This window comes from Microbacterium enclense, assembly GCF_001456955.1.
Taxonomy (GTDB): domain Bacteria; phylum Actinomycetota; class Actinomycetes; order Actinomycetales; family Microbacteriaceae; genus Microbacterium; species Microbacterium enclense.
Genome location: NZ_KQ758469.1, coordinates 465,484 through 491,303, shown reverse-complemented (window position 1 = coordinate 491,303; position 25,820 = coordinate 465,484). Strand labels below are relative to the sequence as shown.

Below are 25,820 nucleotides of genomic sequence, written 5' to 3'. Positions count from 1 at the left end.
TCAGCCGCAGCCGACGCCGACGCATTCGCCTGAGCAGACGCGACACCGGAGGCCGTGCTCGATCCCGTCGAGGCGGCGTTCGGGTTGGCGTTGGCCTTCGCCGCTCCCTGTGCAGCAGACGACCCAGCAGCGGACGCATTCGCGTTCGCGGCCGCGGTTGCCGTGGCCGTCGACGCCGACGTGGCGTCGTTCTGCGCGGCAGCCTGCGCCGCAGACGTCGCAGACGCGGTGGTGTTCGCACCGACGTTCGCCGAGGCCTGGGTGGCTCCATTCGTCGCGGCCGTCGACGATCCTGCGGACTGGGCCGCCGAGCTGGCGTCCGTGTTCGCAGCCGCCGTGGCGGTCGTGGTCGCGTTGCTGTAGGCGGCGGCCACGGCGGCAGCCTGTGCCGCAGCCTGCGTGTCCGACGTCGCCCGAGCCGACGCCGCTGCCGAGGCAGAAGCGTTGGCCTGAGCCGACGAGGTTGCCGACGCCGACGCGGAACCGGCCGTGCTGGGGCTGGCGTTGGCCTTGGCAGCACCCTGTGCGGTGGAGGACGAGGAAGCGGACGCGTTCGCGTTCGCCGCCGTCGTGCTCGCGGCAGTGGTCGCACTGGTCGCGTCGTTCTGCGCCGCACCCTGGGTTGCGGCGGTAGCGGACGCGGTGGTGTTCGCGCCGACGTTCGCCGAAGCCTGGGTGGCTCCGTTGGTGGCGGCGGTCGACGAACCGGCGGACTGCGATGCCGCGGTGGCATCGACGTTCGCCGCCGCCGTAGCGGTGGTGGTCGCGTTGCCGTACGCGGCGGCGACGGCAGCAGCCTGCGCTGCAGCCTGGGTATTCGACGTCGCCCGAGCCGACGCCGCCGCTGACGCAGACGCGTTCGCCTGGGTCTGCGAGGTCGCCGAGGCGTTGGCGGACACGTTCACGATGGCCGCGGCCTGCGCGGCTGCGGAGTTGTTCGCGTTCGCCGCCGACGTTGCCGCCGCGTTCGTGGTGCTCGTCGCGTTGCCCTGGGCTGCGGCCTGCGCCGCCGCGGACGACGCCGCATCCGTCGCCGACGTCGCCGTCGTCGAAGCCCTCGTCGAGCCGTTCACCGCGGAGTTCGACACACCGGCCACCTCTGCCGCCGACTCCGCGTTGGCCCTTGCGGCCGCGGACGCGGTCGTGGTGGCGTTGCTGTACGCGGCCGCGACAGCAGCAGCGTTCGCGCGGGAATCAGCCGCAGCAGACGCCGATGCATTCGCCATCGCAGCAGCGGTCACCGACGAGTTCGTCGAGCCCTTCGCGTCCGCGTTCGTGCTCGCCGTCGTCGACACCTGGGAGGAAGCCTGCGAGGACGTCGCGGCGATTCCGTTCGCGGCGACGCTGCCCTGGGTGGAGCCCTGAGCTGTCGCGTCGTTCGCGCCCGCAGCCTGTGCTGCGGCGACGGAGGATGCGCTGGCGGTGGCGCCGACGTTCGCGGAGGCCTGGGTGGACCCGTTCACCGCCGCGGTCGAGGAACCCGCGGACTGTGCCGCAGCGGTGGCGTCGTTGTTCGCCGCCGCCGTCGCGGTCGTCGTGCCGTCGGCGTACGCCGCAGCAACCGCCGCAGCCTGCGCCGCGGCCTGCGACTCAGACGTGGCTCGCGCCGACGCCGATGCCGAAGCCGACGCATTCGCCTGCATCTGCGCGTTCGTCGATGCGTACGTAGACGCGTTCGTGATCGCCGCGGCCTCGGCAGCTGCCGACGCGTTCGTGTTCGCCACGGCACTGGCTGCACCGGTGGACGTCGACGACGCGTCGTTCTGCGCCGCACCCTGCGCGGCGACAGACGACTGCGCACTGGCATTCGTCGTCACGTCCGCCGCGGCCTTGGTCGACCCGTCCGTTGCCGTCGTGGTCTTTCCTGCGGACTGCGCGGCAGACTGCGCCGCGTTCTGGGCGTTCGCGTTGACATTGGCGACAGCTGCCGCGTTCGCCGCGGCGTTGGCCACAGTCGTCGCATTGCTGTATGCCGCAGCGACCGCCGCAGCATTCGCCCGGGAGTCTGCGGCCGCCGACGCGGCAGCGCTCGCCTGTGCTGCAGCCGTCGAAGACCCGATCGAGGAGCCCTTGCCGTCAGCGTTCACCGTCGAGTTTGCGCGGGAGGTCCCCTGCGACGCCGCCGAAGCGGACAGCGACGCGTTCGCGTTCGCCGCCACGGTTCCGACCGTTGACGCGTTCGACGTCGCATCGTTGTCAGCGGCCGCCTGCGCAGACGAGGTTCCCGACGCACTGGTCGTCGCGCCCACGTTGGCGGAGGCCCGCGTGGACCCGTTCACCGCAGCGGTGGACGAACCCGCCGACTGCGCCGCAGCCGTCGCGTCGTTGTTCGCAGCAGCCGTTGCCGTCGTCGTCGCGTCAGCGAACGCCGCCGCAACCGCCGCAGCCTGCGCAACGGCCTGGGTGTTGTTCGTCGCCCGAGCAGACGCGGCGGCGGATGCCGACGCATTCGCTTGCACCTGCGCGATGGTCGACGCATTAGCCGACGAGGTGGTGGTCGCCGCGGCCTGCGCGGCCGACGACGCGTTCGTGTTCGTCGACGCCGAGGCGACCGTGTTCGCGTTCGACGACGCGTCGTTGAACGCCGCGCCTTGCGCCGCCGAAGACGACTGAGCGCTCGGGTTGGAGGACACGTTGGCCGAGGCCTGGGTGGCACCGTTCACGGCCGCGGTCGACGAGCCGGCCGACTGCGCGGCCGACTGGGCGTTGGGCGTCGCCGCCGCAGATGCGGTGGTGGTCGCGTTGCTGTATGCGGCTCCGACAGCTGCAGCGTTCGCGCGAGAGTCAGCCGCTGCCGACGCCGACGCATCCGTCTGTGCCGACGCCACGACCGATGCGGCGCTGGATCCCGTCGCCGCAGCATCGGGGTTCGCGTTCGCCTTCGCCGCACCCTGGGCGGAGGACGATCCGGCGTACGACGCGTTGGCGTTCGCCGTCGCCGTCGCCGCTGCGGTGCCCGCGGACGTCGCGTCGTTCTGCGCGGCGGCCTGCGAGGCGGATGTCGCCGATGCCGTGAGGTTCGCGCCGACATTCGCCGACGCCTGGGTGGCACCGTTCGTCGCCGTAGTCGACGAGCCCGCCGACTGAGCAGCCGAGTTGGCGTCCGTGTTGGCGGCAGCCGATGCGGTCGTGGTCGCGTTGCTGTATGCCGCGGCAACTGCGGCCGCCTGCGCGGATGCCTGCGTGTTGGTCGTGGATCTCGCCGATGCGGCCGCCGATGCCGACGCGTTGGCTTGAGCCGACGCGGTCGCCGACGCCGTGGTCGAGCCCGTCGACGCAGCACTCGGGTTCGCACTCGCCTTCGCCGCACCCTGCGCGGCGCCCGACGACGACACGGATGCGTTCGCGTTCGCGGCCGAGGTACCCGTTGCCGTGGACGCACTCGTCGCGTCGTTCTGCGCGGCAGACTGCGAAGCAGACGTCGCCGAGGCTGTCGTGTTCGCGCCGACGTTCGCGGAAGCCTGCGTGGCTCCGTTCACGGCTGCGGTCGAAGAACCCGCGGACTGCGACGCTGCCGTGGCATCGACGTTCGCGGCCGCAGAGGCGGTCGTCGTCGCGTCGCTGTAAGCGGCCGCCACCGCAGCGGCCTGCGCGGCAGCCTGCGTGTTCGTCGTCGCTCGAGCGGACGCCGCCGCCGAGGCCGATGCATTCGCCTCAGCCGACGCCGTCGCGGAAGCCCCCGTCGACGCGGTCGCTGCCGCGCTCGGGTTGGCGCTCGCCTTCGCTGCGCCCTGCGCAGAAGACGATCCGGCAGCGGACGCGTTGGCATTCGCAGCCGCCGTCGACGACGCGGTCGACGACGATGTGGCGTCGTTCTGCGCGGCAGCCTGCGCCGCCGAGGTCGACGAGGCGGTGGTGTTCGCACCGACATTCGCCGACGCCTGCGTGGCTCCGTTCGTCGCTGCGGTCGACGATCCCGCGGACTGTGCAGCGGCCGTGGCGTCGTTGTTCGCCGCCGCCGACGCGGTCGTCGTCGCGTTGCTGTATGCAGCCGCCACCGCAGCGGCCTGCGAAGCCGCCTGCGTGGTCGCGGTCGCCCGGGCGGACGCGGCCGCTGATGCGGAGGCGTTCGCTTCCGTGGACGCCGTTGCCGACGCTGTCGTGGAACCGGCCGTGCTGGGGTTGGCATTGGCCCGCGCCGCGCCTTGCGAGGCCGACGATGCGGATGCGGACGCATTCGCGTTCGCTGCGATCGACGCCGCGCCACTCGCCGTGGATGTCGCGTCGTTCATGCCGGCGGCCTGCGTTGCGGCCGTAGCGGCGGCACTCGCGCCACCGCCGACGTTCGCAGACGCTTGAGTCGCGCCGTTCGTCGCCGAGTTCGACGACCCCGCGGACTGTGCCGCGGCCGTCGCGTCCGCGTTGGCGGCTGCCGACGCGGTCGTGGTGGCGTTGCCGTACGCCGCCGCTACGGCAGCGGCCTGGGCTGCGGCCTGCGTGTTGGTGGTCGCGCGAGCGGACGCCGCCGCCGATGCCGACGCGTTCGCCTGCGCCTGCGCGGTCGTGGCGGCGTTCGACGACGCCGAGGCCGTCGCGGCGGACTGCGCTGCCGCCGAGGAGTTGGCGTTTCCGCTGGCGGACGCTCCTGCGTTGGTGTTGGAGGACGCATTGGCCATCGCGGCGGACTGCGAGGCCGACGAAGAAGACGCGGTCGAGTTCGTCGAGACGTCGGTCGACGCCTGCGTGGATCCAGACGCGGTCGCTGCGGACTGAGCTGCCGACGCCGCGTTGGCAGTCGCCGCCGCCGAAGCCGTCGTCGTCGCATTCGTGTTTCCGGCGGCGACCGATGCCGCGTTGCCCTTGGCGTCTGCCGCGGCGGACGCGGCCGCATTGGCGTTGACGTTCGAGCCCGCGTTCGCCGTGGACGACGCCGCGGCCATGGCCCTGTTGTTCGAGGACACGTTCGATGCGGCGGCTGCGGCGGCGGTACCGTTGGTGGCCGAGTTGTCCTGCCCTGCCGCCTGGGCCGCCGATGCGCCGTTGCCGTTCGCGGCGGCCGCCGCCGTCGTCGAAGCGTCACCGTTGGCCGCAGCGATCGCGGCGCTACCGGCCGTTCCATAAGGCGCCTGACCGTTGGCAGCTGCCGTTGCGGACGCAGTGCCTGAACCCACAGGCAGGATGGTGGTGTCCGGGAAAAGGCCGGTTGACGGTCCACATTGGTTGCCGGTGCAGCTCGACGGCCCGTTGGCGACGACGACCTGACCACCCATGATCTTCTGCCCTGCCGTGAGCGAAGGGCTGGCCTGGTAGATGACCGTCGCGGTTATCCCAGGGCCCCACTGGAAGCCGTATTTATTGGGGTCCTCCGTGTAGGGCTCAACCCCCTCAGTCGTGGCGTAGCACTGGAACCCCGAGCCGCCGCCCGTGATGACGCAATGCACATTCCCCTTAATGGTGTTCGTGTAAGCCGCGATGATGCGTGCACCGCTGGGCGCTGAGCCGACGAATCCCGAATCACGCGGGAATTCACCATGCCCCTGCCGATCGAAGATCCCCGACAGGTTCTGGTATGTGAAGGTCACGGCGACATAACCGCCGGGCACCGTTGTGGTCGAGGTGGGGTTGACGATGAGGTTTTTGTTGTTGATGTCAAAGGTCCACGCGCTGGCGGCAGTCGCAGGCAGGATCGCGCAGAGCACTGTGGTGATGGCGACGATAAGGGCTGCCACGCGCGTCGCTCGCGACCGTCCGCCCAGGACCCCGCCGTGACGCCCGCCGGCGACAGGGCGTTCCTCACGCGAGGGCTCCGGGCTGACCTCGGCGCGCGTCGCGGGGCTCACGCCGCTGCGCGGAGAGGGGTGCCCCTCCATCCTGAAGGAGCGCGCGAGCGAAGTCACCGCCTTGGCGAAGATGCGGTGTCCGCGGGAGTCATGGTGCATCGGAGGAGTCCTTCTGGTCGGGCTTCATATCGAACGGGGGCTAGCCGCCACCTGAACATCTCGAATGAACCTAGAAGGGCTTGGCTGGGCCGCTCTTCTGGGGGGCTGCACTGCATCCGATCGGGTGACAGCGGGTCGTCGAGAGGCCGCCCTCGAGGATCGCGATGCGGATGGTGGTGGGTGCCGGCACCGCGTCCCTTCTTCTCAGCGCCGCGGCGCCCGGCACTGGACGCCGCGAAACCTTCTGAGGCGGGGCGGCCCGGGTGGGCGCGCCCTCCGTCCTACCCGCTGCAGGCCCGCCGCGTCGAAGCGGTACTCAGGACGATCACACGGGTACGTGAAGATGAGTGGTGAAGCCGTGTTCGCTGCGGGACCAGCTCACGTGTCCACCGAGCAGCGACGCGCGATCGTTCAGCCCCGTCAGTCCGGCTGCGTGCTCGGACCGCTCGTTGCTGACAGGGGCCTCCCCCATCAGCGATGTGCACTGCACGTCGAGAGCGGACTCCGTGATGCGGACCGAGACCCAGATGGGACCGGGGGCTGCGTACTTCACGGCGTTCGTGATCGACTCTCGCACGAAGCGATCGACCAAAAGGCGGTGAGCCCCAGGGAGGCTCTCGTACAGTGCGTCCACCTCGGATCGCACGTCGATGTCGAGCATCCGGAAGGACTCGAGCAGTTCGTTGAGGGTGGGTGCCTCTTTGGAAGTGGGGGTTCCGCGCAGATCGACGAGCTCCTCCAGTTCTGCGCGGGCCTGCGAGATCTGCGACTGCATGAGCCACAGCAGCTCGTCAGGTCGATCCGTGCGGACCTGAGCTTTGACGAGCAGGTTGAGGGCGGCCAGACGGTGACCCAGAAGATCGTGCAGCTCTCGAGACAGTCTCTGCTGCTCGCCGCTTCGTGCAGCGTCGCGAGCGCGCTCGGCAGACTCATCGGCGAGGGCTGCCTGCGCCTCGGACAGCAGTTCACGCCGGGCCGCGATCCCGTTACTTCGACCCGCGAGGGCGGCGCCCACACTGGTCATGCCGCCCAGAATGCTCAGCGACACCACCCACGGCGTGAACGTGAGGGGAAGAACCGGCGCGACGACCTCGAATGCGCAGAAGACGGAGCCACCGAGGGCGAGGAGCACGAGAGCGCCCGCGAGTCGCTGCCGATCCGCGCGCGCCTCACCGTAGACGACTGCCCAGTAAGCCGGCCACGCCGTGGGCGTGAGCGTGAACAACAGAGCTATCGCGAGGATGCCGAGCCACCGACCGTGCGACCGGAGAAGCAGGAGAAAGCTCGTGATGATCCCCGCGATGACCTGAAACACCAGGGCGTTGGCGTCGATGTGCTCACTGTTGGACCACATGAGGAGCAGAATGAGCGCCGACGTAAGCAGGCTCGCCGTGGGTGCGAGTGCGCGTGCCGCTATGCCATTCATGGCGCCTTGATCAGGTCGAGCTCCTGTTCCCCGCGGCTGGAAAGCGATTCGCTGTCGAGGATGCCGATAGTGAACGACATTCTCATCGTGGTCCTGAGGCGGGCGAGCACCCGGGAGGCGGCGCGATGCCTTCCGGTACTCACCACGATCAGGTGACGGGGGTCGCGGATGAGGGCGACGTCGAGGCCCCTCGTGCTCGCTGTGATCGAACGAGCGACCTCGAGCAAGCGCTCGGTATGCCCTTGCCCATCGGTCAGATCGACGACATGAATGACGATCGGCGGCCGTGCGGAACCGTCGACGATCTTGGTGACCGCGACCTCGAAGTAGGACTGCCGACGGAAGACCAACGGAACCGGAGCGGAATCCGTTTCAAGAATGTTGATGACGGAGAACACTCCGACCAGAATGAGCCCGAGTTCGAAGAGCGTTGCTGCGGTCGTCCCGAACAAGAGGTTGTACATCTCTGCCTGAACCGACCAACAGAGTGCTGTGATCACCCGCGCGAAGAGATACGCCGCGAGAGCCGCCTGAACGTATCCGAGCACACGGATGGCACGGGAGTTCGCCGCGGGGGCGGACAAGCAGAGAGAAGCCCCGGAAGCCCCGAGTAGCAACTGAGCCACGCTCTTCGTGAGTGTTCCGTCGGTATCGAACGACTGCACAACGGGGCACGCGGAGAGAACCGCGATGACGAGCGCCATCGAGAGGATCGACAGATGGGTAGTCGTAAGACGCAGACCGCGCTCCTCCGCGATGGCCACGATCAGAAGAATCTGCGACGCCACGGTCGCGCAGTTGGCCACCAGGGTTATCGCGAGATTGCCGTCGGCCAGCGGCTGGAGTGCGTTGGAGAACGTGGCAACGACGAGCATCACTCCGAGAAAGAGCCAGATGGCACTCCTGGACCAGTGAGGGCGGCGACCCCCCACCATCATCCCGACGAAAGCGACAGCGACGACCGTCGCGAGAAAAGCGAGTACAAGCGCAGCCCAGCTGCTCAAAACCGTGGGCAGCGACGTAGCGTCCGCGAAGAATGGGCCGGACGCAACGACCGATATGGCGATCATCATCAGCTCGACGGCCTTATCACGAACAGGAGCTGGGAGTCAGGGGAATCGTGAGACCGGTACATGGGATATCGACCCGCGCTTTCTCGAGCCCTCGGCGGTTCTTGCACCGGCGAGCAATCGGAATTACTCGCCGTGGCGATAAGGGTGAGATGCCTGTCGGCTCGCCGCCCGAGCTTCGATGAGCCGGCGGCGAGGGATCTTCCCCACACGTGAACCATAGACGCGGAAATCGGCAGGATGCGCAGTCCGGTAGGGCCAATCACCCGAAGTCTCCGCAGCAATCACCCGCGCCACGAGGCTCGAGCGACGGTGGATCGCCCCGGTGCACCGCGGTATGTCACAGGCGAGATCGCTGCACGCGAGGTGTCGTATGGAGGGCGCCCTCGACATCGCTCGGCGTTCTCGATCTCCCCGACGGACGCCGACACGCCGCCCTATGGTGATCGTTAGCGGAATTCACCTGTCATCCGAAGGTATACACCGCCACTCTCGCGCTGCCGGCGGTGACCTCACGGTGAGAAAGTTGTACGCATTCTCGATGAAGCCGACGAAAGTGAATTAATGCTCCGCGCAAAGCGTTTCGTAGCGACCAGTGCAGCCGGTGTCGTTCTGACTGCCCTTCTTGCGGGGTGCGCCCCTTATGCTCCGGTGTCAACGGTCACGGGGCCCCCCTCGTTGATCCCGGTGCCGAACTTCGTCGGACTCGACGTTGCGACAGCCGCAGCGCTCATCCAGAACCTCGACCTTCAGACGGCCGCCGACTTCAGTTCCGGCAATGTGGTGAGCCAAACTCCCCTGCCCAACGAACAGGTCCCCCCCGGCACGACCATCACGTTGTCTCAGTCGGACTCGGTCTCGTCAGCTCCCACGTCAACACCGGATCCTTCGCCGGCATCGAGCCCGACGCCGACACCCTGACCCGAACGCGGAGCGCTGGGATCCGTCAGCGCGCGAACGTGGTTCGTCAGGTCGACCCTGTTACGGGCTCCGACCTTCTTGAAGATGCGCGAGAGATACGTCTTGACCGTGTTCGTCGACAGATGCATATGCCGGGCAATCTGGTCATTGGTCAGACCGCGCGACGCCAGCTCTGCGATGGCGAACTCCCGCGCTGAAAGGGTTCGGGCGGTGCCAGAAAGTGCCTCGCTCCGACCCCGTATCGCGCGGAATATCTCGGCCGCGGCATCCGTCTTCGTGAAGAACGCATCTGCACCGGCGTTCAACGCGTGCTTCGCGAAATCATCGTTGTAGAAGCTGGACATCATCACGATTCGGATCTCCGGATACCGCCGCCTGACGTTCGCAGCGACCGCCACTCCGTTCAGAGGTCTCATGTTCACGTCGACGAGCAGCACGTTGCACGCGCTCTCGTCGATGATGGTCATGATTCCGGCGCCGTCAGAACTCTCCGCGACGACGAAGATGTCGGGCTCGGGCTGGATGAGGTACCGCAACGCGTAGCGCACGAGGACGTCATCGTCGACGATGGCGACCCGCGCCACGTCGGATGACGCAGGTTGGTCTGACACGTATCTCCGAACTCAGGGGTAGGTGACGAGCAGAATGGCGCTAGCGAGGAAGTGCTCGCCCGACGCTCCGTCGCCGGCGACGCGAACAAGCGAGTGCCCACCCGGATCGATGTTCCACATCGCGTCGCCACCAGATGTGCGCTGAATGTTGAGAATGGACTCCGCGACAGTCGCGTCGAGGCGAGCCTTCAATTGGGCGAGGGCGTCGCCCGGGCTGCTGTGAGGGTCGGACACGGCATAGATGGTCTCGATCTGCATTACTGTTCCCCAATCTCGCTGGTCGGGCTCCAACCGAGGTCGTGCAGCGCCTGCCTCGCCGCGAGGTAGCCGGCCATCCCGTGCACGCCGGGGCCCGGTGAGGCCGACGACGAACAGATGTACGTGCCCCGATGGGGTGTCCGCCAGGGGGCCCGGAGGACGGGTCTCCGAAGGAGCTGCCGCACGTTCGGAGTACCGCCCGTGAAGTCCCCACCAACGTAGTTCGGATTGTGCTGTTGCATCTGGTGTGGGGTGCGAACGCTGCGCTGCAAGATCAGATCCTTGAAGCCCGGTGCGAAGCGCTCGATCTGATCATCGATGAGATCGGCGTCGCTCATGTGGTGTGCTCCAGCGGGCACGTGGGCGTAGGCCCAGAACGTATGTTTGCCGACCGGCGCGCGGGAGGAGTCGAAGAGGGATGGCTGGGCGGCGATCACGAAGGGGCGGTCGGGCATCCGGCCCGCACGCGCGGAACGCTCCGCGAGGATCATCTCGTTCGGCGTACCGCCCAGGTGGATCGTGCCGGCTTCTCTGACCGCCGGATCGCTCCACGGCACAGGTCCATCGAGCGCATAGTCGACCTTGAGGATGCCCACGCCGTGGCGGAAGCGTCGAAGAAGGCGCCGATAAGACGTGGGGAGTCCGGGTACCAAGCGCAGGAGGGCGCCCGGGCTCACGTCCAGAAAGCGCAAGGAGGCCGGCGATAGGTCTCGCACGTCGCGAACATCACAGTCCGTGACGAAGGACACACCCCGGGCGACGAGCCTGTCCACCAAGGCGTTCACAATGCTCTGCGATCCACCCACGGGGACGGGCCAACCCACCGTCTGACTCTGCAGCGTCAGAGCCAAGCCCCCCGCTATCGCGGGAACGGAGGGCAAGCGCGTCGCAAGGTGCGCAGCCGATCCCAGCAGAAGCGCGCGTGCCTCATCTGACCTGAACCCGCCGACAACGCCTCCGCTGTTCCACAGCGCAGCCGCGCCGAAGAGCAGTGAAGTGCTGTTGAGCGACTGCGGTCTCACAAGCGGGTGCATCGTGAGGTCGGTGACCGCGTCTGCTCGGTCGGCCAGTGAGCCGAAGAGACTCGCCCATCTCCGCCGGTCGCGAGAAGGGAGCCGCTCAGCGGTGGCGGTGACGTCCGGAAAGGCGAGAGCGCTTCGAGTTGAGTCGATAGGGTGCGCGTACGAAACCGGCGGCCGTACGAATCGGACGCTGTGCGAGATGTCTACGTGCCGGAAGAACGGAGACACGAGCGCCTGTGGGTGGATGGCCGAGCAGTCGTCGTGAAGAAAACCCGGCAACGTCAGTTCGGAGGACGTCGCTCCCCCGCCGATCCGTGACGATCGCTCGTACACGGTCACATCCACGCCGGCTTCCGCCAACGTCAACGCCGCGGCGAGCCCATTCGGACCGGAGCCGACCACCGCAGCAGTGGTCATGTCGGCAGAGCTGAGCGCGGCTCCCGCGCGCTCGTTCTCGACCGGCGCCACTCGGCAGGTATCGCGAATGTCCGGCGTGACCACCTGCCTGCCCATTGCCACGTCTTGGTCGACACGAAGATCATGTCGAGCGCGATCATCGTCAAGGAGAAGAAGGGCAGACCCATGAGCAGTCCGATACCCAGATGAGTGCCGGTGATCGCGATGATGCCCACCTTCCGTGTCCACGGGTGGATCAAGAGGAAGGGGAAAGCGAGCTGCGTGAGCAGCGCACCCCATGTCAAGAAGCCGACGCCCGGCGTCCAGGCCGTCGTGATGTCGCTGAGCACCGGCCAGGTGCCGAACCGTTCGACGTGGATCGGGGCGTAGATGGCCGTTCCGTCCTGCCACGGTTGCCCACCCGCCTTGTACAACGCGCCGGACACGTAGATGAACGAGATCTGCGCGGCGAGGACGATGAGCGCGAGGTTGTGCAACGCGTTCCGCAACCACGGCTCGACAACGGGTGCGCCCGACATGACCCGGGAGAAGACGGACGGATTCACTCTGTTCCGGCTTCGGCGACGACGGATCGCGTCCACTGACCAGCGAGCGGAGATATCCATGAAGAGCATGTAGATGAGAGACATGCGGAAGATGTTGTCGCTCTGATCGCCTATGAAGTCGGTGACCTTGATGAAGCTGAGCCAAAGTATCCCGAAGAGGATCATGGTCAGCCGCGTGCGGTAGCCGATCGCGAAAACGAGGGACAACACCATCAGAACGATGTACAGCGCGGTGAAGGCACCATCATTCAGCGAGACGGAATAGAACGACGAGAGCAACCAGATCTTGGGGAAATCTGACACAGGCGCGATTCGCTCTCCGCTCCACACCACTCCACCCCCGTAGGTGTAGTAGCGCGTGTGGAAGTTGGCCGCCAGCATGAGGAATGCCGTGATGCCCATTCCGAATCGGGCGACGGAGAGCCCGTACAATCCCTTCGGCGAATCGCAGAGCCAATTCACGCTGTAGGTCACGCCACCACGGAGGAGACGAGCGGCACCGTCCCGGGCGTCTCGGAAGATGCGCGCCACCACGGTGCCCATCCAGGCGAAAAGCTCGATGACAGCCCTCATGGCTTCACTCCCATACGCGCGAGGTTCTGCTGGAATATCTCCGCGAAACGAGCGGAATCCTGGCCCGGGAGCGTGACCCCCGGGCGCCAGCCCGTCTCAGCGATCTGCACCGGCTGCGGCGGCACGTTCGGGTTGTTCCGGTTCTGAAACGACGGAATGTTCTGACGGGACACCTGGAACTGCACGCGAATGACCGTCTGACCCCACGCGGCTTCTGCCACCTGGGTCGCGTATGCGGTGGCGTAGAGCTCCTGGTCCATGTAGCTGGAGACGACGGCTTCTTGATTGCCGTACGACAGCAACTTCGACGTGAGCTCGGTACGCCACTCCTCCCCCGCGTACCAATCGAGTCCCGTGATGATCTTGTCGCTGGCGTTCAGTGTGTCCCACGCGTCCTTGAAGCGAGACGCCTCTTGCACGCCCAGATTCGCCGCGCGCGGTGGGAGCAGGTTGTGCTGCGACATGCTCAGGTCGACGGCTGCGGCGTCGAGCCAATTCGTCGTCGTGAGGCTTCCGTCGCTCGACTGAACGAGCGCACGAACGCGGAACGCGTAGTTGCCGTTGATGGGAGCTGGTGCGAACACGCTCCAGCTCTGCCCGAAGAACGGGATCATCCAACTCGTGAGCGTGTCATTGCCACCCGGGATCGCTTCGCGGAGCACGGAGAACGGAGCCACCCACAGCAGAGTCGCGAAGATGTGCCAGGACGCCAGAAGAGCCGCGAGGACCAGAACTATCCGACGGAGAACGCTCCGAGCAGGGCGAGCACCCGCGACCGGAGCGTCCTCGATGCGCGACTGGGTCATGACCCGGTCGTGTTGCAGATGGCAACACCGTACGGCCCGGAGGCGGTCTCTTCCGTGAGCACTTTTCCGTCGTAGCTGATCGTGCACTTGATCGTCGTGGCGTTTCCGCCCGACTGGGCGATGAGACTCAGGCCGTTGTCGCCGTAGTCGGCCGGCGTCACGCCCTCGACCGTGAAACGGAACGGCAGGGCGACGTTGCTGTTGCTCGTCACTTGATAGTCACCGTCTTTGATCTCGGCGTACGACACGGAGATGGCGTCGGGCGTGTCTGCTTCGACCGTGTACGTGACACCCGTGGCCGCGGGAGGTTCCGCGGGAGCCAGCGTGCCCGTGCCCGTCGGTTTGTCACCGGGCGCGACTGCGGCCGGCGACATCGCAGACGAACCGTCGGTCGGTGGCTGCTCGCCCGTACATCCGCTGACGGCAATCGCGATCGTGCCCCCGAGCAGCAGAACGGTCATCAGTTTCTTCACGGGATCTCCTCCGGCTCGACAGCTGGTCGTCGTATCAACCTGGAGGAAGTTAGCCCGTCGATATCGTGGACCCGAGGCACTCGTGCCCCCTGTCACCTGATCGGGTGACAAGGGCCGGGACGCCGAAGCGACACCGTCGAGGGCGGGTCCCACGGTGGATCCCGATGGTCCGAGGACGCACCGACGGTGATGGGAATCCGCCGTGGTCGATTCATGCACATCTTCGGATTCGCCGAAAGTCCCCGTGAAGGAACGAGGACATTCGCTATAATTGGTGTCGTGTGGGGGCACAATTGGGAGGGGAGTGCTATGGCACTCGAGCAGGTTTTTCGACGTCTCGATGACTTGGACGGATCCGAACTCGATCTGGATTCCACCCCGGTGTCGTTCGCTCTCGAGGGGGTCCAGTACTCCATCGATCTGACGCGGACGAACGCCGAGAAGCTCCGTGAAGCTCTGGCCCCGTTCATCGCTGCAGCGCGAACGGAGGGCTTCGAACAGGCTCGTCATCTGACGCGTTCGCAGCGCACGATGAAGCGGCGCGCGATCCGGGAATGGGCACGAGAGAACAATCTCGAGGTATCCGATCGCGGTCGCATCAGCGACGCCGTCCTCGACGCATACGCGTCGCAGGGCACGCAACGCACGCGTTCCTGAGCAATCCGACCAGCGGTTCCCCCGGATCGTCTGGACGGTTCGTCCACTCGCGACCTCGTCGAAGGAGATCGCGGACGGAGCCGCCCACGTGTCATGCGTGGGCGGCCGTCCGCGCCCCATCGCGAACGCGAGCCGTCGGTGAGCCTCCCGCGCGCAGCGCACGGGCTTCGCCTCGTCGACGTTCGTGGAGCCCGCCGAGCCTCAAGCGGTTCTGTGCGCGAGGGCGGACTTTCCCTCCGCCCCTTCACACGCCGCTTCGCGGAGCCTCGGGCGGCGTGGGCCCAACCCGCACGGGTTCAAGCCCTCCCGCTCCCGCAGAAATGAGAAAGGCCCCCGGGACGAACCCGGGGGCCTTTCTCATCTGTGCACCTGTTTGTGAATCCCGAAGCCCTTGAAAACACTGACGTCCGCGGCGCCTGATCTCGCCGCGTTCCAGGCTAGTTCGCGATTCCTTCCACCGGGAGGGAGAAGATCCAGATCAGAAGGCGAATCGCCGCTCGCACTTTAGGCCGCATTTTGTGGCGCGTCGAACGTCGCAAATGCGGCTTCAAGTACCCGCGTCGGAAGCACGATCTAATCGTCCTCGGCAACCCGCTCAGGCAATAGCCATGGGCACGGAGCCAGCTGCTTCGGCGACCCGGCAGAGAGGGCGCGGCGGGCAGTCCACGGGCGCTACCTGGACGGGTCACACCCCGAAGCCGACAGGCACTGGACAGGCGACCAGTCGACGGATCTCATGTCCACCAGGACTCTTCGAGTATTTGCACCACCGGCCCGACGGGTTTTCCTCGCGCCAGCCACTCGGCGGGCGCAAGGCCGTCAAGCTCCTCGTCGACGTTCTCCATGATGGCCTGCAGGGTCCGCGCGTCCATATCGCCTGCCGCTTCCACGACGGCCGCCAGTCCAGGGAGGAGGCGCCCGTCGTCAGTGACCTGCCACCGGGGGTAGACGATGCGTCCGTCATGTTCCGCGCCGGCGAGGACTTCTTGTTCGAACATGTCTCGCACCCGATGCACGGAGACGTTCAGCACCCTCGCCATGTCCATCTCGGTCAGGTGTGCCGCCAAGTTCTTGCGGTCCCGCGCTTCGCCTTCAGCGAGGAACGCTTCGTTCTCGATCTCAGCTTTTTCGCTGAACCAGGCCTCCGGGATCCCGGCGCTGAGAGCGAACGCCTTCTCCGCTGCTGTAAGCGGGTGCCAGTGCAGGTCGCAGAGCACCTCCCGTGACCGCGTGCGGGGTACACCTGGGCGCCCACACTTGTTGCAGATGGCGCGCACGGCGGTTTGCGCCTCACGGATGCGGCGGGCGAAGGCCCCGGCGGCGGTGTTGGTGGCAGTCCAGAAGATCAGCTCGTTGTCTACCCGAGCAGCACGTCGGAGCTCGTACTCCGGGTCGATGGCGGCGAGGTCTGCGTCCAGTTGGTTCAGCACCTCCCACCACCCGCGAGGCGCCTCCACGTGTGGCCACCAACCGGCGGGGATGCGGGCGCGGAGCGGGTCGACTAGTGCGTGCGGGGGGCCCGGTTCCGGGGCGTTCCGCGCGAACGGCGCGCTCACGAACGCCTCATTCGACAGAATGTCAGCGTGTCCGTATACACGAGGCCTTTCTACGCCGGCTTGCTGGTGTGGACAAGGCCTCCGCACTCGACATGGGGGAACTCGCTAGGCGAAGGATGCGCCCAACCAGTTTGCGCAGTCGGTTTGACATGCGCGCGCGCCCACCGGGAGGCTGACGTCATGACAGCCTCGCCGACTGCTCGCGAACGACTCGACCAACTCACGACGGAAGCGGCGGCACTGGTTCCGATGCTCACGCCTGCCGAGCGCGCGCAGATGGTGCGAGAGGTTGCACGCGCGACCTTGAAGCACGTGCGGTCGACTGAGGACGAGGCGGATGGTTCGTTCGAACTCAGGGGTCTCGAGGCCGTTCACGCTGCCGCAGCGAACCACCTCGAAGCAAGCCTTTGGTCCGAACGAAGCTGACCACCGCGGGACGATCCTGAGTCGCGGGAGGGGAACGCGCCAGCGACCGTGGGCGCGTCACCCTTCTGGGGCGCGTGATCAGGAGTGGGTCTGCGCGGGCTCGAGAGCGGTCGGTACGAGCCGCGTGAGCTGAGTAACGTGGCGCGGTTCGAGTTCATCGAGGCTCGAGACGCCGAGCAGGGTCATGGTGCGTTCGATTTCGCTGCGCAGGATGGCGATAGTGCGATCCACACCCTGACGCCCGCCGGCCATCAGGCCGTACAGGTAGGCCCGGCCGATCAGTGTGAACTTCGCACCGAGGGCGATGGATGCCACGATGTCGGCGCCGTTCATGATGCCGGTGTCGATCATCACCGTGGCATCCTTGCCCACCTCGCGCACGACTTTCGGCAGCAGGTGGAAGGGGATCGGTGCGCGGTCGAGCTGGCGGCCGCCATGGTTGGAGAGCACGATGCCGTCGACGCCCTGGTCGACCAGCCGCGCGGCATCCGCCACGTTCTGCACGCCCTTCACGACGATCTTGCCGGGCCACATGCCGCGGATGACGTCGAGGTCGTCGTAGCTGATGGTCGGATCCATCGCGGCGTTCAGCAACTCGCCGACGGTGCCGCCGGTGGTGCTGAGCGAGGCGAACTCGAGCTTGGGCGTGGTGAGGAAGTCGATCCACCACCACGGGCGCGGGATGGCGTTGACGATGGTGCCGACGGTGAGCTGCGGCGGGATCGAGAAGCCGTTGCGCTTGTCGCGCAGGCGGGCCCCGGCGATGGGGGTGTCGACGGTGAACTGCAGGGTGTCGAAGCCGGCCACAGCGGCGCGCTCGACGAGACCGTAGGAGATGGAGCGGTCCTTCATCACGTAGAGCTGGAACCAGTTGCGCCCGTGCGGGTTGGCGACCTTGACGTCCTCGATGGAGGTGGTCCCGAGGGTGGAGAGGGTGAACGGGATGCCGGCGGCCGCGGCCGCGGACGCCCCGGCCGTCTCACCCTCGGTCTGCATGAGACGCGTGAAGCCGGTGGGCGCGATGCCGAAGGGCAAGGCGGACGGGCCGCCGAGGATCTCGCACGAGGTGTCGACGTCGGCGGCGGGACGCAGGATGTCGGGGTGGAACTCGACGTCTTGGAACGCTCGCCGAGCTCGGTCGAGTGAGAGTTCGCCTTCCGCGGCGCCGTCGGTGTAGTCGAACGCGGCCTTGGGCGTACGCCGCTTCGCGATATCGCGAAGATCGCCGATAGTGAGAGCCGCGCCAAGCCGACGCTTGCGGGCGTTGAGTTCGGGCTTCTTGAACTGCATGAGCTCGAGGAGCTCGCCGACCTTAGGGAGTTGGCGGGTGACCATGGCGTGTTCCTCAGATGTGGGGTGTGTAGCGACGTGGGCTGTGGGTGCGCAGGACGAGGTCTCGAAGCGCTTCCAGCGAGCCGTGCACGAGACCGACGCTTCGAGCTTGGATAAGGAGGTTGCCGAGCGCGGTTGCCTCAACGGGACCGGCGTCAACGGGCACGCCAGCTCGATCCGCCGTCCGTTGACAGAGCAGCTCGTTGAGGGCGCCCCCGCCGACGAGGTTGATAGTGGTCAACGGCGTGCCTTTGAGCGCCGCCGCTTCATGGGCGGTGGCCGCGAAGGCCTGAGCGAGCGACTCAACGATGCTGCGTGCGTATTCGTCGCGGGTGCTCGGCGGGCGGACTCCGTGCTCGAGGCACCACGCGTCGATGCGGGAGGGCATGTCCCCTGGGGGTAGGAAGCGGGCGTCGTCTATGTCGAAGTGCGATACCGCTCTTTCCGGCAACGCTGCGGCGTTCCGCAGCAGCTGTTCGAGGTCGACGAGGTGACCGTCGGTCTGCCATCCGCGTATGGCCTCGGTGAGCACCCACAGCCCCATGACGTTTCGCAGGAGACGCACGCGCCCGTCGACGCCGCCCTCGTTCGTGAAGTTCGCCTGCAACGCCGCCGGTGTCAGGACCGGTGCGCCGACCTCGACGCCCACGAGACCCCACGTGCCACACGAGACGAAGGCGGCGCCGTCGCTGGTGAGGGGAACCGCCGCGACGGCCGATGCCGTGTCATGTGATCCGACCGCTGTCACGGGAACAGTGGTGGACAAACCCGTCGCGTGCGCAGCGGTCGCAGTGAGTGTGCCGACGACCATCCCCGGGTCCACGAGGCTAGGGAGCATCGCCGATGGAACTCCCACGGAAGCCATAAGGTCGAGGTCCCACTCGCCGGTGCGAATGTCGAGCAGCCCCGTCGTGGAGGCATTGGTGCGCTCGGCAAAGACTTCACCGGTCAACCAGAAGTTGAACAGGTCGGGAATGAGTAAGAGATGCTCGGCTGCTTCAAGGCGGCGGGGGGCCTCGGAAGCCAACTGATAGATGGTGTTGAACGGGAGGAATTGCAGCCCGTTCCGCTCGAAGAGAGCGCCATGGTCCAGGATCTGGTGGACCCGCTCGACGCCCTGCGCTGTGCGCTCGTCACGGTAGTGGAAGGGCTCGCTGAGAAGTGAGCCTCGGCTGACCAGCCCGTAGTCCACTGCCCACGAGTCAACCCCGATGGACTGAATACCCGCGTGCTGCTGGGCCGCAGTTCGCAGCCCCAGGATTGCCTTGCTGTACAGCAGCCCGGTGTTCCAATGAAGTTGCCCGTCGATGCGGCGCGGGTTGTTCCCAAACCGCATCACCGCTTCCGTCACGAGCGTGTCTGGTCCGACGTGCCCGATCATGACCCGGCCGCTGGTGGCTCCGAGGTCGATAGCGGCGACGGTTCCGACAGTCATCGGAGAAACGCCGCGGCGACGCCGGAGTCGACGGGGATGTGCAGGCCGGTCGTGCGTGAGAGCTCGGGGCCGGTGAGGACGTACACCGCGTCGGCGACGTTCTCGGGGACGACCTCGCGCTTGAGAATCGTGCGGTTGGCGTAGAACTGGCCGAGGTCCTTCTCGTCGACGCCGTACGTGGCGGCGCGGTTGGCACCCCAGCCCGCGGCGAAGATCCCCGAGCCGCGCACGACGCCGTCGGGGTTAATGCCGTTCACGCGCACGCCGTGCTCGCCGAGCTCCACCGCGAGCAGGCGCACCTGGTGGGCCTGGTCGGCCTTGGCCGCGGAGTAGGCGATGTTGTTGGGGCCGGCGAAGACGGAGTTCTTCGACGAGATGTAGATGACGTCTCCGCCCATCTTCTGCTCGATGAGCGCCTTGGCCGCAGCCCTCGCGACGAGGAAGGACCCCTTCGCCATGACGTCGTGCTGCAGATCCCAGTCCTTCTCGGTGGTCTCCAGCAGCGGCTTCGACAGCGAGAGGCCGGCGTTGTTGACGACGAGGTCGATGCCGCCGAACGCGAGGACGGTCGCGTCGATGGCTGCCTGCACGCCCCCGGCGTCGGCAACGTTCACCGCGACGCCGATGGCGACGTCGGTGCCGCCGAGTTCGGTGGCGGCGGCCTGCGCCTTCTCGAGGTCGAGGTCGGCGACGACGACGCATGCGCCTTCGGCGGCGAGGCGGGTGGCGATGGCCTTGCCGATCCCGGATGCCGCACCGGTCACGAGAGCTATGCGGCCCTGGTGCGTTTTGGGCTTGGGCATGCGCTGGAGCTTGGCCTCTTCAAGAGCCCAGTACTCGATGCGGAACTTCTCGGCGTCCGAGATCGGGGAGTAGGTCGACAGGGCCTCTGCGCCGCGCATGACGTTAATGGCGTTGACGTAGAACTCTCCCGCGACCCGCGCGGTCTGCTTGTTCGCGCCGTAGGAGAACATGCCGACGCCCGGCACGAGGACGATAAGGGGGTCAGCGCCGCGGATGGCCGGGGAGTCGGCGTCGGCGTGCGCGTCGTAGTAGGCCTGGTAGTCGGCGCGATAGGCCTCGTGCACCTCCCGCAGACGCGCAATCGACTCCTCGACCGTGGCGTTCGCGGGCAGGTCCAGCAGCATCGGCTTGACCTTCGTGCGCAGGAAGTGGTCGGGGCAGGAGGTGCCCAGTGCTGCGAGTTCGGCGACCCGCGCGGATGCGAGGAAGTCGAGTACGACGGAGGAGTCGGTGAAGTGGCCGACCATCGGCTTGTCCGTTGAGGCGAGCCCGCGGATGGTCGGGGCGAGGGCTGCGGCCTTTGCGCGGCGCTCCGTCTCACTCAACGCCAGCCGGTCGGGTACCGGCAGTCCGAAGGGGGCGGGGTCGCCGTGCTGGTCGATGTAGGCCTGCGCGGTGTCGATGATCCAGAGGGTGTTGCGCTCGGCCTCTTCGGAGGTGTCGCCCCATGCTGTGATGCCGTGACCTCCGAGGATTGTCCCGACAGCTTGGGGGTTCTTCTCTTTGATGGCGGCGATGTCGAGGCCCAGCTGAAAGCCGGGGCGGCGCCACGGAACCCACACGACCTTGTCGCCGAAGATCTTCGTCGTCAGTTCCTCGCCGTCGGTGGCGGTTGCGATGGCGATGCCCGCGTCGGGGTGCAGGTGGTCGACGTGTGCGGCGTCCACGAGTCCGTGCATGGCGGTGTCGATGGAGGGGGCGGCGCCGCCTTTGCCGTGCAGGCAGTAGTTGAAGGCCGCGACCATTTCGTCTTCGCGCTCGATGCCGGGGTAGACGTCGACGAGGGCGCGCATGCGGTCGAGCCGCAGCACTGCGAGACCCTTCTCGGTGAGGGTGCCCAGGTCGCCGCCCGAACCCTTCACCCACAGCAGCTCGACCGGCTGGCCGGTGACGGGGTCGATATCGGTGCCCTTGGCGGAGGTGTTACCGCCGGCATAGTTGGTGACCTTCGGGTCAGAGCCGAGGCGGTTGCTGCGCGCGACGAGGTCGGCGGCGGTGGAGCTGGTCATGACGTTCCTCACGGGTGAGAGCGACGGAAAAGGAACCGGGGCGACGGTGTTCAGGGGGCCGCCACCCCGGCGGCAATGGGATCGCCTCTCGGCGACGAATGTAGACATCGGGGCGGCCGGTGACGGGCCACCCCGATGGGCCTGTTACGCTCCCCAGCCGGCCTGGGTGCCGCCAACGCGCTCTTCCGCGATGCGGGGCAGGTATCCAGACTCGGCGAACGCCTTCATCGGGTCGGCGGGAAGTCCTCGCGACTCGCGCCACTCCGCGAGGGCGGGACGCACGTCGGTGTAAAAGGCATCCATCATGACCGCATTGGCGGCGAGCACGTCGTTCGCCTCCTGCGCCGCAGTGAGGGCGTCGCGGTCGAGCAGCAACGCGCGGGCGGTCATCTCCTGCACGTTCAGCACCGAGCGGATCTGGCCGGGGACCTTGTCCTCGATGTTGTGGCACTGGTCGAGCATGAACGCCACGTCGGGGTTGTTCAGCCCGCCGCCGCGCACGACCTCGGTGAGGATGCGGAACAACTGGAACGGGTCGGCCGAGCCGACGATGAGGTCGTCGTCGGCGTAGAAGCGCGAGTTGAAGTCGAACGAACCGAGCTTCCCGAGGCGCAGGAGCTGCATGACGATGAACTCGATGTTCGTGCCGGGCGCGTGGTGACCCGTGTCGAGGCACACCATCGCCTTCTCTCCGAGGGCGGCCACCTGCGCGTATGACGTGCCCCAGTCGGGGACGTCGGTGTGGTAGAACGACGGCTCGAAGAACTTGTACTCCAGCACGAGACGCTGGTCATCGCCCAGGCGCGCGTAGATCTGCTGCAACGAGTCCTGCAGGCGGTCCTGACGGCCGCGCATGTCGTTCTGACCGGGATAGTTCGAACCCTCGGCCAGCCAGATCTTCAGGTCACGCGAACCCGTGGCATCCATCACGTCGATGCACTCGAGGTGGTGGTCGATGGCCTTGCGGCGAATCCGCTCGTCGTGGTGGGTGAGGGCGCCGAACTTGTAGTCCTCGTCCTGGAACGTGTTCGAGTTGATCGTGCCGAGGCTGACGCCGAGGTTTTCGGCGTGACGGCGGAGGGCTCCGAAGTCGTCGACGAGGTCCCACGGGATGTGCAGCGCGACGCTCGGCGCGAGGGCCGTGAGTCGGTTGACCTCGGCGGCATCCGCAATTTTCTCGAACGGGTCGCGCGGGGTGCCGGCGGTCGGGAAGACACGGAACCGCGTCCCGGAGTTGCCGAACGCCCATGACGGCAGCTCGATGGACTGCGCCTCAAGGGCCGTCAGAGTATCGGTGGTCAGATCGGTCATCGGTCGCCTTTGAACGGGGAGCCGTTAGCTCGTGAATCGTTTCATGAGCAGACTAGGCCGCAATGAATGGATTCACAACCTCACTAGGCTGGGCTTGAACTGGAGGACTGCCATGGCCGCAAAGATCAGCGACGTCGCTGCGAAGGCCGGAGTGTCGGTTGGCACCGTCTCGAACGTGCTCAATGGCAGATCGACAGTCTCGGAGCACATAGCTGCGCGAGTGCGCGCCGCCGTAGACGAGCTGCGCTACGTCCGCAATGACGCCGCGCGACAGCTGCGCGCGGGCCGTAGTCGCATGTTGGCGTTGATCGTGCACGATGCGGGAAACCCCTTCTTTGCGGAAATCGCGCGAGGCGCAGAGCAACGTGCAGCCGACGACGGTTATGTCGTTCTGCTGTGCTCGAGCGCACAGGATGAGGACCGCGAGCGTTTGTACATCGAGCAGTTCCAGCAGCAGCGCGTCGCCGGGGTGCTCATCGCGCCCTCCTCGGCATCGAGCCGAGCAGTCACCGACCTGGTCGAGCAAGGCACCGCAGTCGTGGTCGTCGACGAGGAAACCGACATTCCGGGCGTCGGCACCGTTTCCGTCGACGACGTGGAAGGCGGTTACCTCGCGGCATCGCATCTTTTGGGCCTAGGCCGCCGAAACCTTATCTACGTGTCGGGACCACGAGGCGTTCGACAGGTGGCCGACCGTCTCGAGGGCGCTCGTCGCGCCGTCGGCGAAGTCGCAGGCGCAGGGTTGGAAGTCGTCGAAACGCCCGCCCTGACAGTTCTTGACGGTCGGGACGCGGGCGAGAGGCTGCTGCAGCGGGCGGAGGTTCCAGACGCCGTGTTTGCCGCCAATGACTTGCTCGCCCTCGGAGTACTGCAAGCACTGACCATGACGGGTCGGGTGCGCGTTCCCGAGGATGTCGCCCTGATTGGCTACGACGACATCGACTTTGCCGCCGCCGCCGTGGTCCCCCTCAGCTCGATTCGCCAGTCGGCGACCTCCATGGGCTACCGGGCCGTGGACATCCTGCTCCACGACATCTCCGGCGCGTCCCAGACACTCGAACGCAACGTCCAATTCCGTCCGTCTGTTGTCGCGCGCGCGTCAACTGTTGGGCCGTAGTGGTGGGCGGACTCGTTCGCCCGCACAATGAGTAGGGGTTCATTGGACGACGGGTCGTCGCGTCGTCCTACTATCTCGGTATGGCCCTCAGCCCAGATCAGGTCGCGGCACTCGATGCCCGCGCGCGCGAAGTCGGTGAGCAGATTGGTCGCCGACTGCGGTTCATTGTCGCACCCAACCCCGAGTTCATCGGGCTCGTTGCCGGGGAAGAGCAGATCGTCGTGGGTGGCCTGAACCGGTTGTCAGACCTCGCAGCTCACGAGGTCGACTTCACACTCGACGATCTCGCCGCCGGGCGACGTCACATCGTCGACGACGAAGACGGCGACCCCTACCTGGTCTGACGCGCGCGGAGCGCGGCGTCGAAACAGCGGGAACCAGGCCGTTGACCGGCAACGGGAGGACGCGGTCGTCGATTGGGGGGGTGGGCTGCCCTGAGCGCGGGGTCCACACCACCAGCGGGACGACGGTAGTCCGGCGCGCCCGCCCGGGCGGCGCGTCAGACTGGGTGACCCCGCCGGGTCTGCTTGACTCCCGCGCCCGGGGCAACCTGCTCTACGGCACGTGCGCTGTCCCTTGGGGTGAGAACGAGCGAGCCGTGAATGTTGTCGCCCGTGTAATTCTCCTCGCCCGGGGAGTCGCGTAGATCTTCCGAAACGACATCGTCGCTCTCCTCCCCGCGCAGACCTCAGCGCACGTGCCGGACCCCAGAGAGAGAGAGACGGGACTGTGCCCCCACTAGGAACCCGCGGCTCCATGACCCTCCCCGGCTCCGAGGTGATGATCCTGCCGATAGCGGACCGATGACCCTGCCGCCGCGGAATGCGCCCGCGCCGTCCGCGGCGCCCGTCGCGTGAAGCCGCCCCGCGACGCGATGGTGCGCGGAAGGCAATCGGGTCGGCTTGTAAGGCGCGGAGAAGCTGCTCGTCACCGCAGGTGTTGACGACGTTCGCGTCCTCGTACTCGTCGTTCTGTCAAAGCGGGGTGAGCTACGCTCGCGCGTCGAAGCCGCGCGCCTGATCTTTCAGGGCTGATGTCACAGTTGCAATTACGGGACTCGCGTCGCTTCCTTGACGGACTGAGAGCTCGATGCTCCGGGCGGCGACGACCTCAACCGTGCGGAATTCGCTTTGAGCGCGCAGGCTGAGACCCGGCAGGAATGCTGCCGCGAGCCCCTCCGTGACTAGCTGAGCATGCAAGTACACGTCGGCGGACTCGAACATGACTGAAGGTTCGAATCCCGCCCCCCTGCAGACCGAATCGGTCCAGCGGCGAACGCTGCTTCCTGCGTGCTCCATGACCCAAGGGCGCGTCGCAAGGTCGGATAGTGAGCCCACCGGCCAGTCCGCTGGTACGGCAAGGAACAACTTGTCCGAGAGAAGGACGGTCGTCCTGACCCCGACAGGCGCGGTGGACGGTTCCCCTGGATATCGCTCGGAGAGGACCACGTCGAAGTCTCTCGCCAGCAGACCGAGAACTGCAGCATCCGCGGATATGTGAGCGAACGTGACCCGCAGGGCCGGGTGCTGAGAGGACAGCCGCCGCACGACCCCAGGCAGCATCGCACGCCCGGCGGACTGGAAGGCGGCGATTCGAACATGGCCAGAGACCTCAGACCGGCTAGCGGCAACACTCGCCTGGGCGCGCTCGAGCTCGTCCAGGATGTTTTCGGTGTGCATCACGAGACGCTCAGCTGCGGGGGTCAACCGGACACGGCGCCCGACCGGCTCGAGAAGCGGAACCCCAGTTTCTCGTTCGAGAACGGATAGCTGATGGGATACCGCCGACGGACTGTACCCGAGCGCCTGCGCGACTGCCGCAAGGGTCCCCCGAAGGCTCAACTCGCGGAGCAACCGTAGTCGGTGCAAGTCGTACATGAAAACCGTCAATCTGCTGCATGAATACTGCTGAGAATCATGACATCGCTTTCGCCATCGCGATAGCCGCATGCT

28 protein-coding genes are annotated in these 25,820 nt (G+C 66.8%); 14 read left to right on the top strand and 14 right to left on the bottom strand.

Annotated elements, in window-relative coordinates; translation table 11 throughout:
- Nucleotides 1–54: 54 nt before the first annotated feature.
- From AS029_RS07935 to AS029_RS07900, 9 genes are all read left to right on the top strand, one after another.
- On the top strand, nt 55–363 hold the full coding sequence (locus AS029_RS07935; protein ID WP_058232032.1) for a hypothetical protein: 309 nt from the start codon (nt 55–57) through the stop codon (nt 361–363).
- Nucleotides 364–528: 165 nt separating this feature from the next.
- Complete coding sequence (locus tag AS029_RS07930) at nt 529–1,365, top strand: hypothetical protein (protein WP_058232031.1); 837 nt, start codon at nt 529–531, stop codon at nt 1,363–1,365.
- Between the two features lie 144 nt (nt 1,366–1,509).
- Entirely contained in the window at nt 1,510–2,613 is a 1,104-nt protein-coding gene (locus tag AS029_RS07925; protein ID WP_139168061.1) for a hypothetical protein, read from the top strand.
- Between the two features lie 21 nt (nt 2,614–2,634).
- Nucleotides 2,635–3,087 carry a hypothetical protein gene (locus AS029_RS07920; protein ID WP_058232029.1) on the top strand — a complete coding sequence of 151 codons (453 nt, stop codon included), beginning with the start codon at nt 2,635–2,637 and terminating at the stop codon, nt 3,085–3,087.
- 9 nt (nt 3,088–3,096) lie between these two features.
- Nucleotides 3,097–3,237, top strand: coding sequence for a hypothetical protein (locus AS029_RS17800; RefSeq protein WP_194293691.1), 141 nt, complete (start codon nt 3,097–3,099; stop codon nt 3,235–3,237).
- A gap of 21 nt (nt 3,238–3,258) precedes the next feature.
- Nucleotides 3,259–3,567 (top strand): hypothetical protein, encoded by a 309-nt coding sequence (locus AS029_RS07915; protein WP_058232028.1) that lies wholly within the window; start codon nt 3,259–3,261, stop codon nt 3,565–3,567.
- Between the two features lie 36 nt (nt 3,568–3,603).
- Nucleotides 3,604–4,299, top strand: a complete 696-nt coding sequence (locus AS029_RS07910) for a hypothetical protein (protein ID WP_058232027.1) — start codon at nt 3,604–3,606, stop codon at nt 4,297–4,299.
- Nucleotides 4,300–4,362: 63 nt separating this feature from the next.
- The gene (locus tag AS029_RS07905) at nt 4,363–4,713 is read left to right on the top strand and encodes a hypothetical protein (protein WP_139168060.1); all 351 of its coding nucleotides are present in this window, start codon (nt 4,363–4,365) and stop codon (nt 4,711–4,713) included.
- Between the two features lie 15 nt (nt 4,714–4,728).
- The gene (locus AS029_RS07900; RefSeq protein WP_058232025.1) at nt 4,729–5,061 is read left to right on the top strand and encodes a hypothetical protein; all 333 of its coding nucleotides are present in this window, start codon (nt 4,729–4,731) and stop codon (nt 5,059–5,061) included.
- A 1,143-nt stretch (nt 5,062–6,204) separates the two neighbouring features.
- Here the strand turns inward: AS029_RS07900 and AS029_RS07895 are convergent.
- Together AS029_RS07895 and AS029_RS07890 are read right to left on the bottom strand one after the other, a co-directional pair.
- Nucleotides 6,205–7,233: a sensor histidine kinase gene (locus AS029_RS07895; protein ID WP_167345245.1), complete on the bottom strand. Its 1,029-nt coding sequence runs from the start codon at nt 7,231–7,233 to the stop codon at nt 6,205–6,207.
- A 68-nt stretch (nt 7,234–7,301) separates the two neighbouring features.
- Nucleotides 7,302–8,378 (bottom strand): hypothetical protein, encoded by a 1,077-nt coding sequence (locus tag AS029_RS07890; protein ID WP_058232023.1) that lies wholly within the window; start codon nt 8,376–8,378, stop codon nt 7,302–7,304.
- A 561-nt stretch (nt 8,379–8,939) separates the two neighbouring features.
- Between AS029_RS07890 and AS029_RS18080 the strand changes: the two genes are divergently transcribed.
- Entirely contained in the window at nt 8,940–9,296 is a 357-nt protein-coding gene (locus AS029_RS18080) for a PASTA domain-containing protein (protein WP_082642219.1), read from the top strand.
- Here AS029_RS18080 and AS029_RS07885 read toward each other — a convergent pair.
- Genes AS029_RS07885 through AS029_RS07860 form a run of 6 tightly spaced genes read right to left on the bottom strand, consistent with a single transcriptional unit; the run spans nt 9,218 to nt 14,001 of the window.
- Complete coding sequence (locus AS029_RS07885) at nt 9,218–9,880, bottom strand: response regulator transcription factor (RefSeq protein WP_058232022.1); 663 nt, start codon at nt 9,878–9,880, stop codon at nt 9,218–9,220. The two genes, AS029_RS18080 and AS029_RS07885, sit on opposite strands and share 79 nt — an antisense overlap.
- A 39-nt stretch (nt 9,881–9,919) precedes the next feature.
- Nucleotides 9,920–10,165, bottom strand: coding sequence for a hypothetical protein (locus AS029_RS07880; protein ID WP_058232021.1), 246 nt, complete (start codon nt 10,163–10,165; stop codon nt 9,920–9,922).
- Nucleotides 10,165–11,700, bottom strand: a complete 1,536-nt coding sequence (locus AS029_RS07875; protein WP_082642217.1) for a phytoene desaturase family protein — start codon at nt 11,698–11,700, stop codon at nt 10,165–10,167. Before AS029_RS07875 ends, AS029_RS07880 begins: the two co-directional genes overlap by 1 nt.
- On the bottom strand, nt 11,601–12,692 hold the full coding sequence (locus AS029_RS07870; protein WP_167345244.1) for an HTTM domain-containing protein: 1,092 nt from the start codon (nt 12,690–12,692) through the stop codon (nt 11,601–11,603). The genes AS029_RS07875 and AS029_RS07870 overlap by 100 nt, the downstream gene beginning before the upstream one ends.
- Before the next feature lie 26 nt (nt 12,693–12,718).
- A complete protein-coding gene (locus AS029_RS07865; RefSeq protein ID WP_058232019.1) occupies nt 12,719–13,528 on the bottom strand; it encodes a DUF5819 family protein in 810 nt (269 codons plus the stop codon).
- A complete protein-coding gene (locus tag AS029_RS07860) occupies nt 13,525–14,001 on the bottom strand; it encodes an MmpS family transport accessory protein (RefSeq protein WP_058232018.1) in 477 nt (158 codons plus the stop codon). Before AS029_RS07860 ends, AS029_RS07865 begins: the two co-directional genes overlap by 4 nt.
- A gap of 309 nt (nt 14,002–14,310) precedes the next feature.
- On the opposite strand from AS029_RS07860, the gene AS029_RS07855 reads away from it, so the two are divergent.
- Nucleotides 14,311–14,658 (top strand): histone-like nucleoid-structuring protein Lsr2, encoded by a 348-nt coding sequence (locus AS029_RS07855; RefSeq protein ID WP_058232017.1) that lies wholly within the window; start codon nt 14,311–14,313, stop codon nt 14,656–14,658.
- A gap of 734 nt (nt 14,659–15,392) precedes the next feature.
- Here the strand turns inward: AS029_RS07855 and AS029_RS07850 are convergent.
- The gene (locus AS029_RS07850; RefSeq protein WP_139168059.1) at nt 15,393–16,088 is read right to left on the bottom strand and encodes a hypothetical protein; all 696 of its coding nucleotides are present in this window, start codon (nt 16,086–16,088) and stop codon (nt 15,393–15,395) included.
- Nucleotides 16,089–16,394: 306 nt separating this feature from the next.
- Between AS029_RS07850 and AS029_RS17290 the strand changes: the two genes are divergently transcribed.
- The gene (locus tag AS029_RS17290; protein ID WP_139168058.1) at nt 16,395–16,640 is read left to right on the top strand and encodes a hypothetical protein; all 246 of its coding nucleotides are present in this window, start codon (nt 16,395–16,397) and stop codon (nt 16,638–16,640) included.
- A gap of 78 nt (nt 16,641–16,718) precedes the next feature.
- Here the strand turns inward: AS029_RS17290 and AS029_RS07845 are convergent, their stop codons facing one another.
- The 4 genes from AS029_RS07845 to rhaI form a co-directional block, all read right to left on the bottom strand.
- Nucleotides 16,719–17,975, bottom strand: a complete 1,257-nt coding sequence (locus tag AS029_RS07845) for an alpha-hydroxy acid oxidase (protein WP_058232015.1) — start codon at nt 17,973–17,975, stop codon at nt 16,719–16,721.
- Between the two features lie 10 nt (nt 17,976–17,985).
- The gene (locus AS029_RS07840; protein ID WP_058232014.1) at nt 17,986–19,407 is read right to left on the bottom strand and encodes a rhamnulokinase; all 1,422 of its coding nucleotides are present in this window, start codon (nt 19,405–19,407) and stop codon (nt 17,986–17,988) included.
- Nucleotides 19,404–21,440, bottom strand: a complete 2,037-nt coding sequence (locus AS029_RS07835) for a bifunctional rhamnulose-1-phosphate aldolase/short-chain dehydrogenase (protein WP_058232013.1) — start codon at nt 21,438–21,440, stop codon at nt 19,404–19,406. The genes AS029_RS07840 and AS029_RS07835 overlap by 4 nt, the downstream gene beginning before the upstream one ends.
- 144 nt (nt 21,441–21,584) lie before the next feature.
- Nucleotides 21,585–22,751, bottom strand: coding sequence for an L-rhamnose isomerase (gene rhaI / locus AS029_RS07830; protein WP_058232012.1), 1,167 nt, complete (start codon nt 22,749–22,751; stop codon nt 21,585–21,587).
- Nucleotides 22,752–22,863: 112 nt separating this feature from the next.
- On the opposite strand from rhaI, the gene AS029_RS07825 reads away from it, so the two are divergent.
- Nucleotides 22,864–23,868, top strand: a complete 1,005-nt coding sequence (locus tag AS029_RS07825) for a LacI family DNA-binding transcriptional regulator (RefSeq protein ID WP_058232011.1) — start codon at nt 22,864–22,866, stop codon at nt 23,866–23,868.
- Nucleotides 23,869–23,948: 80 nt separating this feature from the next.
- Nucleotides 23,949–24,212, top strand: a complete 264-nt coding sequence (locus AS029_RS07820; protein ID WP_058232010.1) for a hypothetical protein — start codon at nt 23,949–23,951, stop codon at nt 24,210–24,212.
- 645 nt (nt 24,213–24,857) lie between these two features.
- Here AS029_RS07820 and AS029_RS07815 read toward each other — a convergent pair.
- Nucleotides 24,858–25,745: a LysR family transcriptional regulator gene (locus AS029_RS07815; RefSeq protein WP_058232009.1), complete on the bottom strand. Its 888-nt coding sequence runs from the start codon at nt 25,743–25,745 to the stop codon at nt 24,858–24,860.
- Nucleotides 25,746–25,820 lie beyond the last annotated feature (75 nt).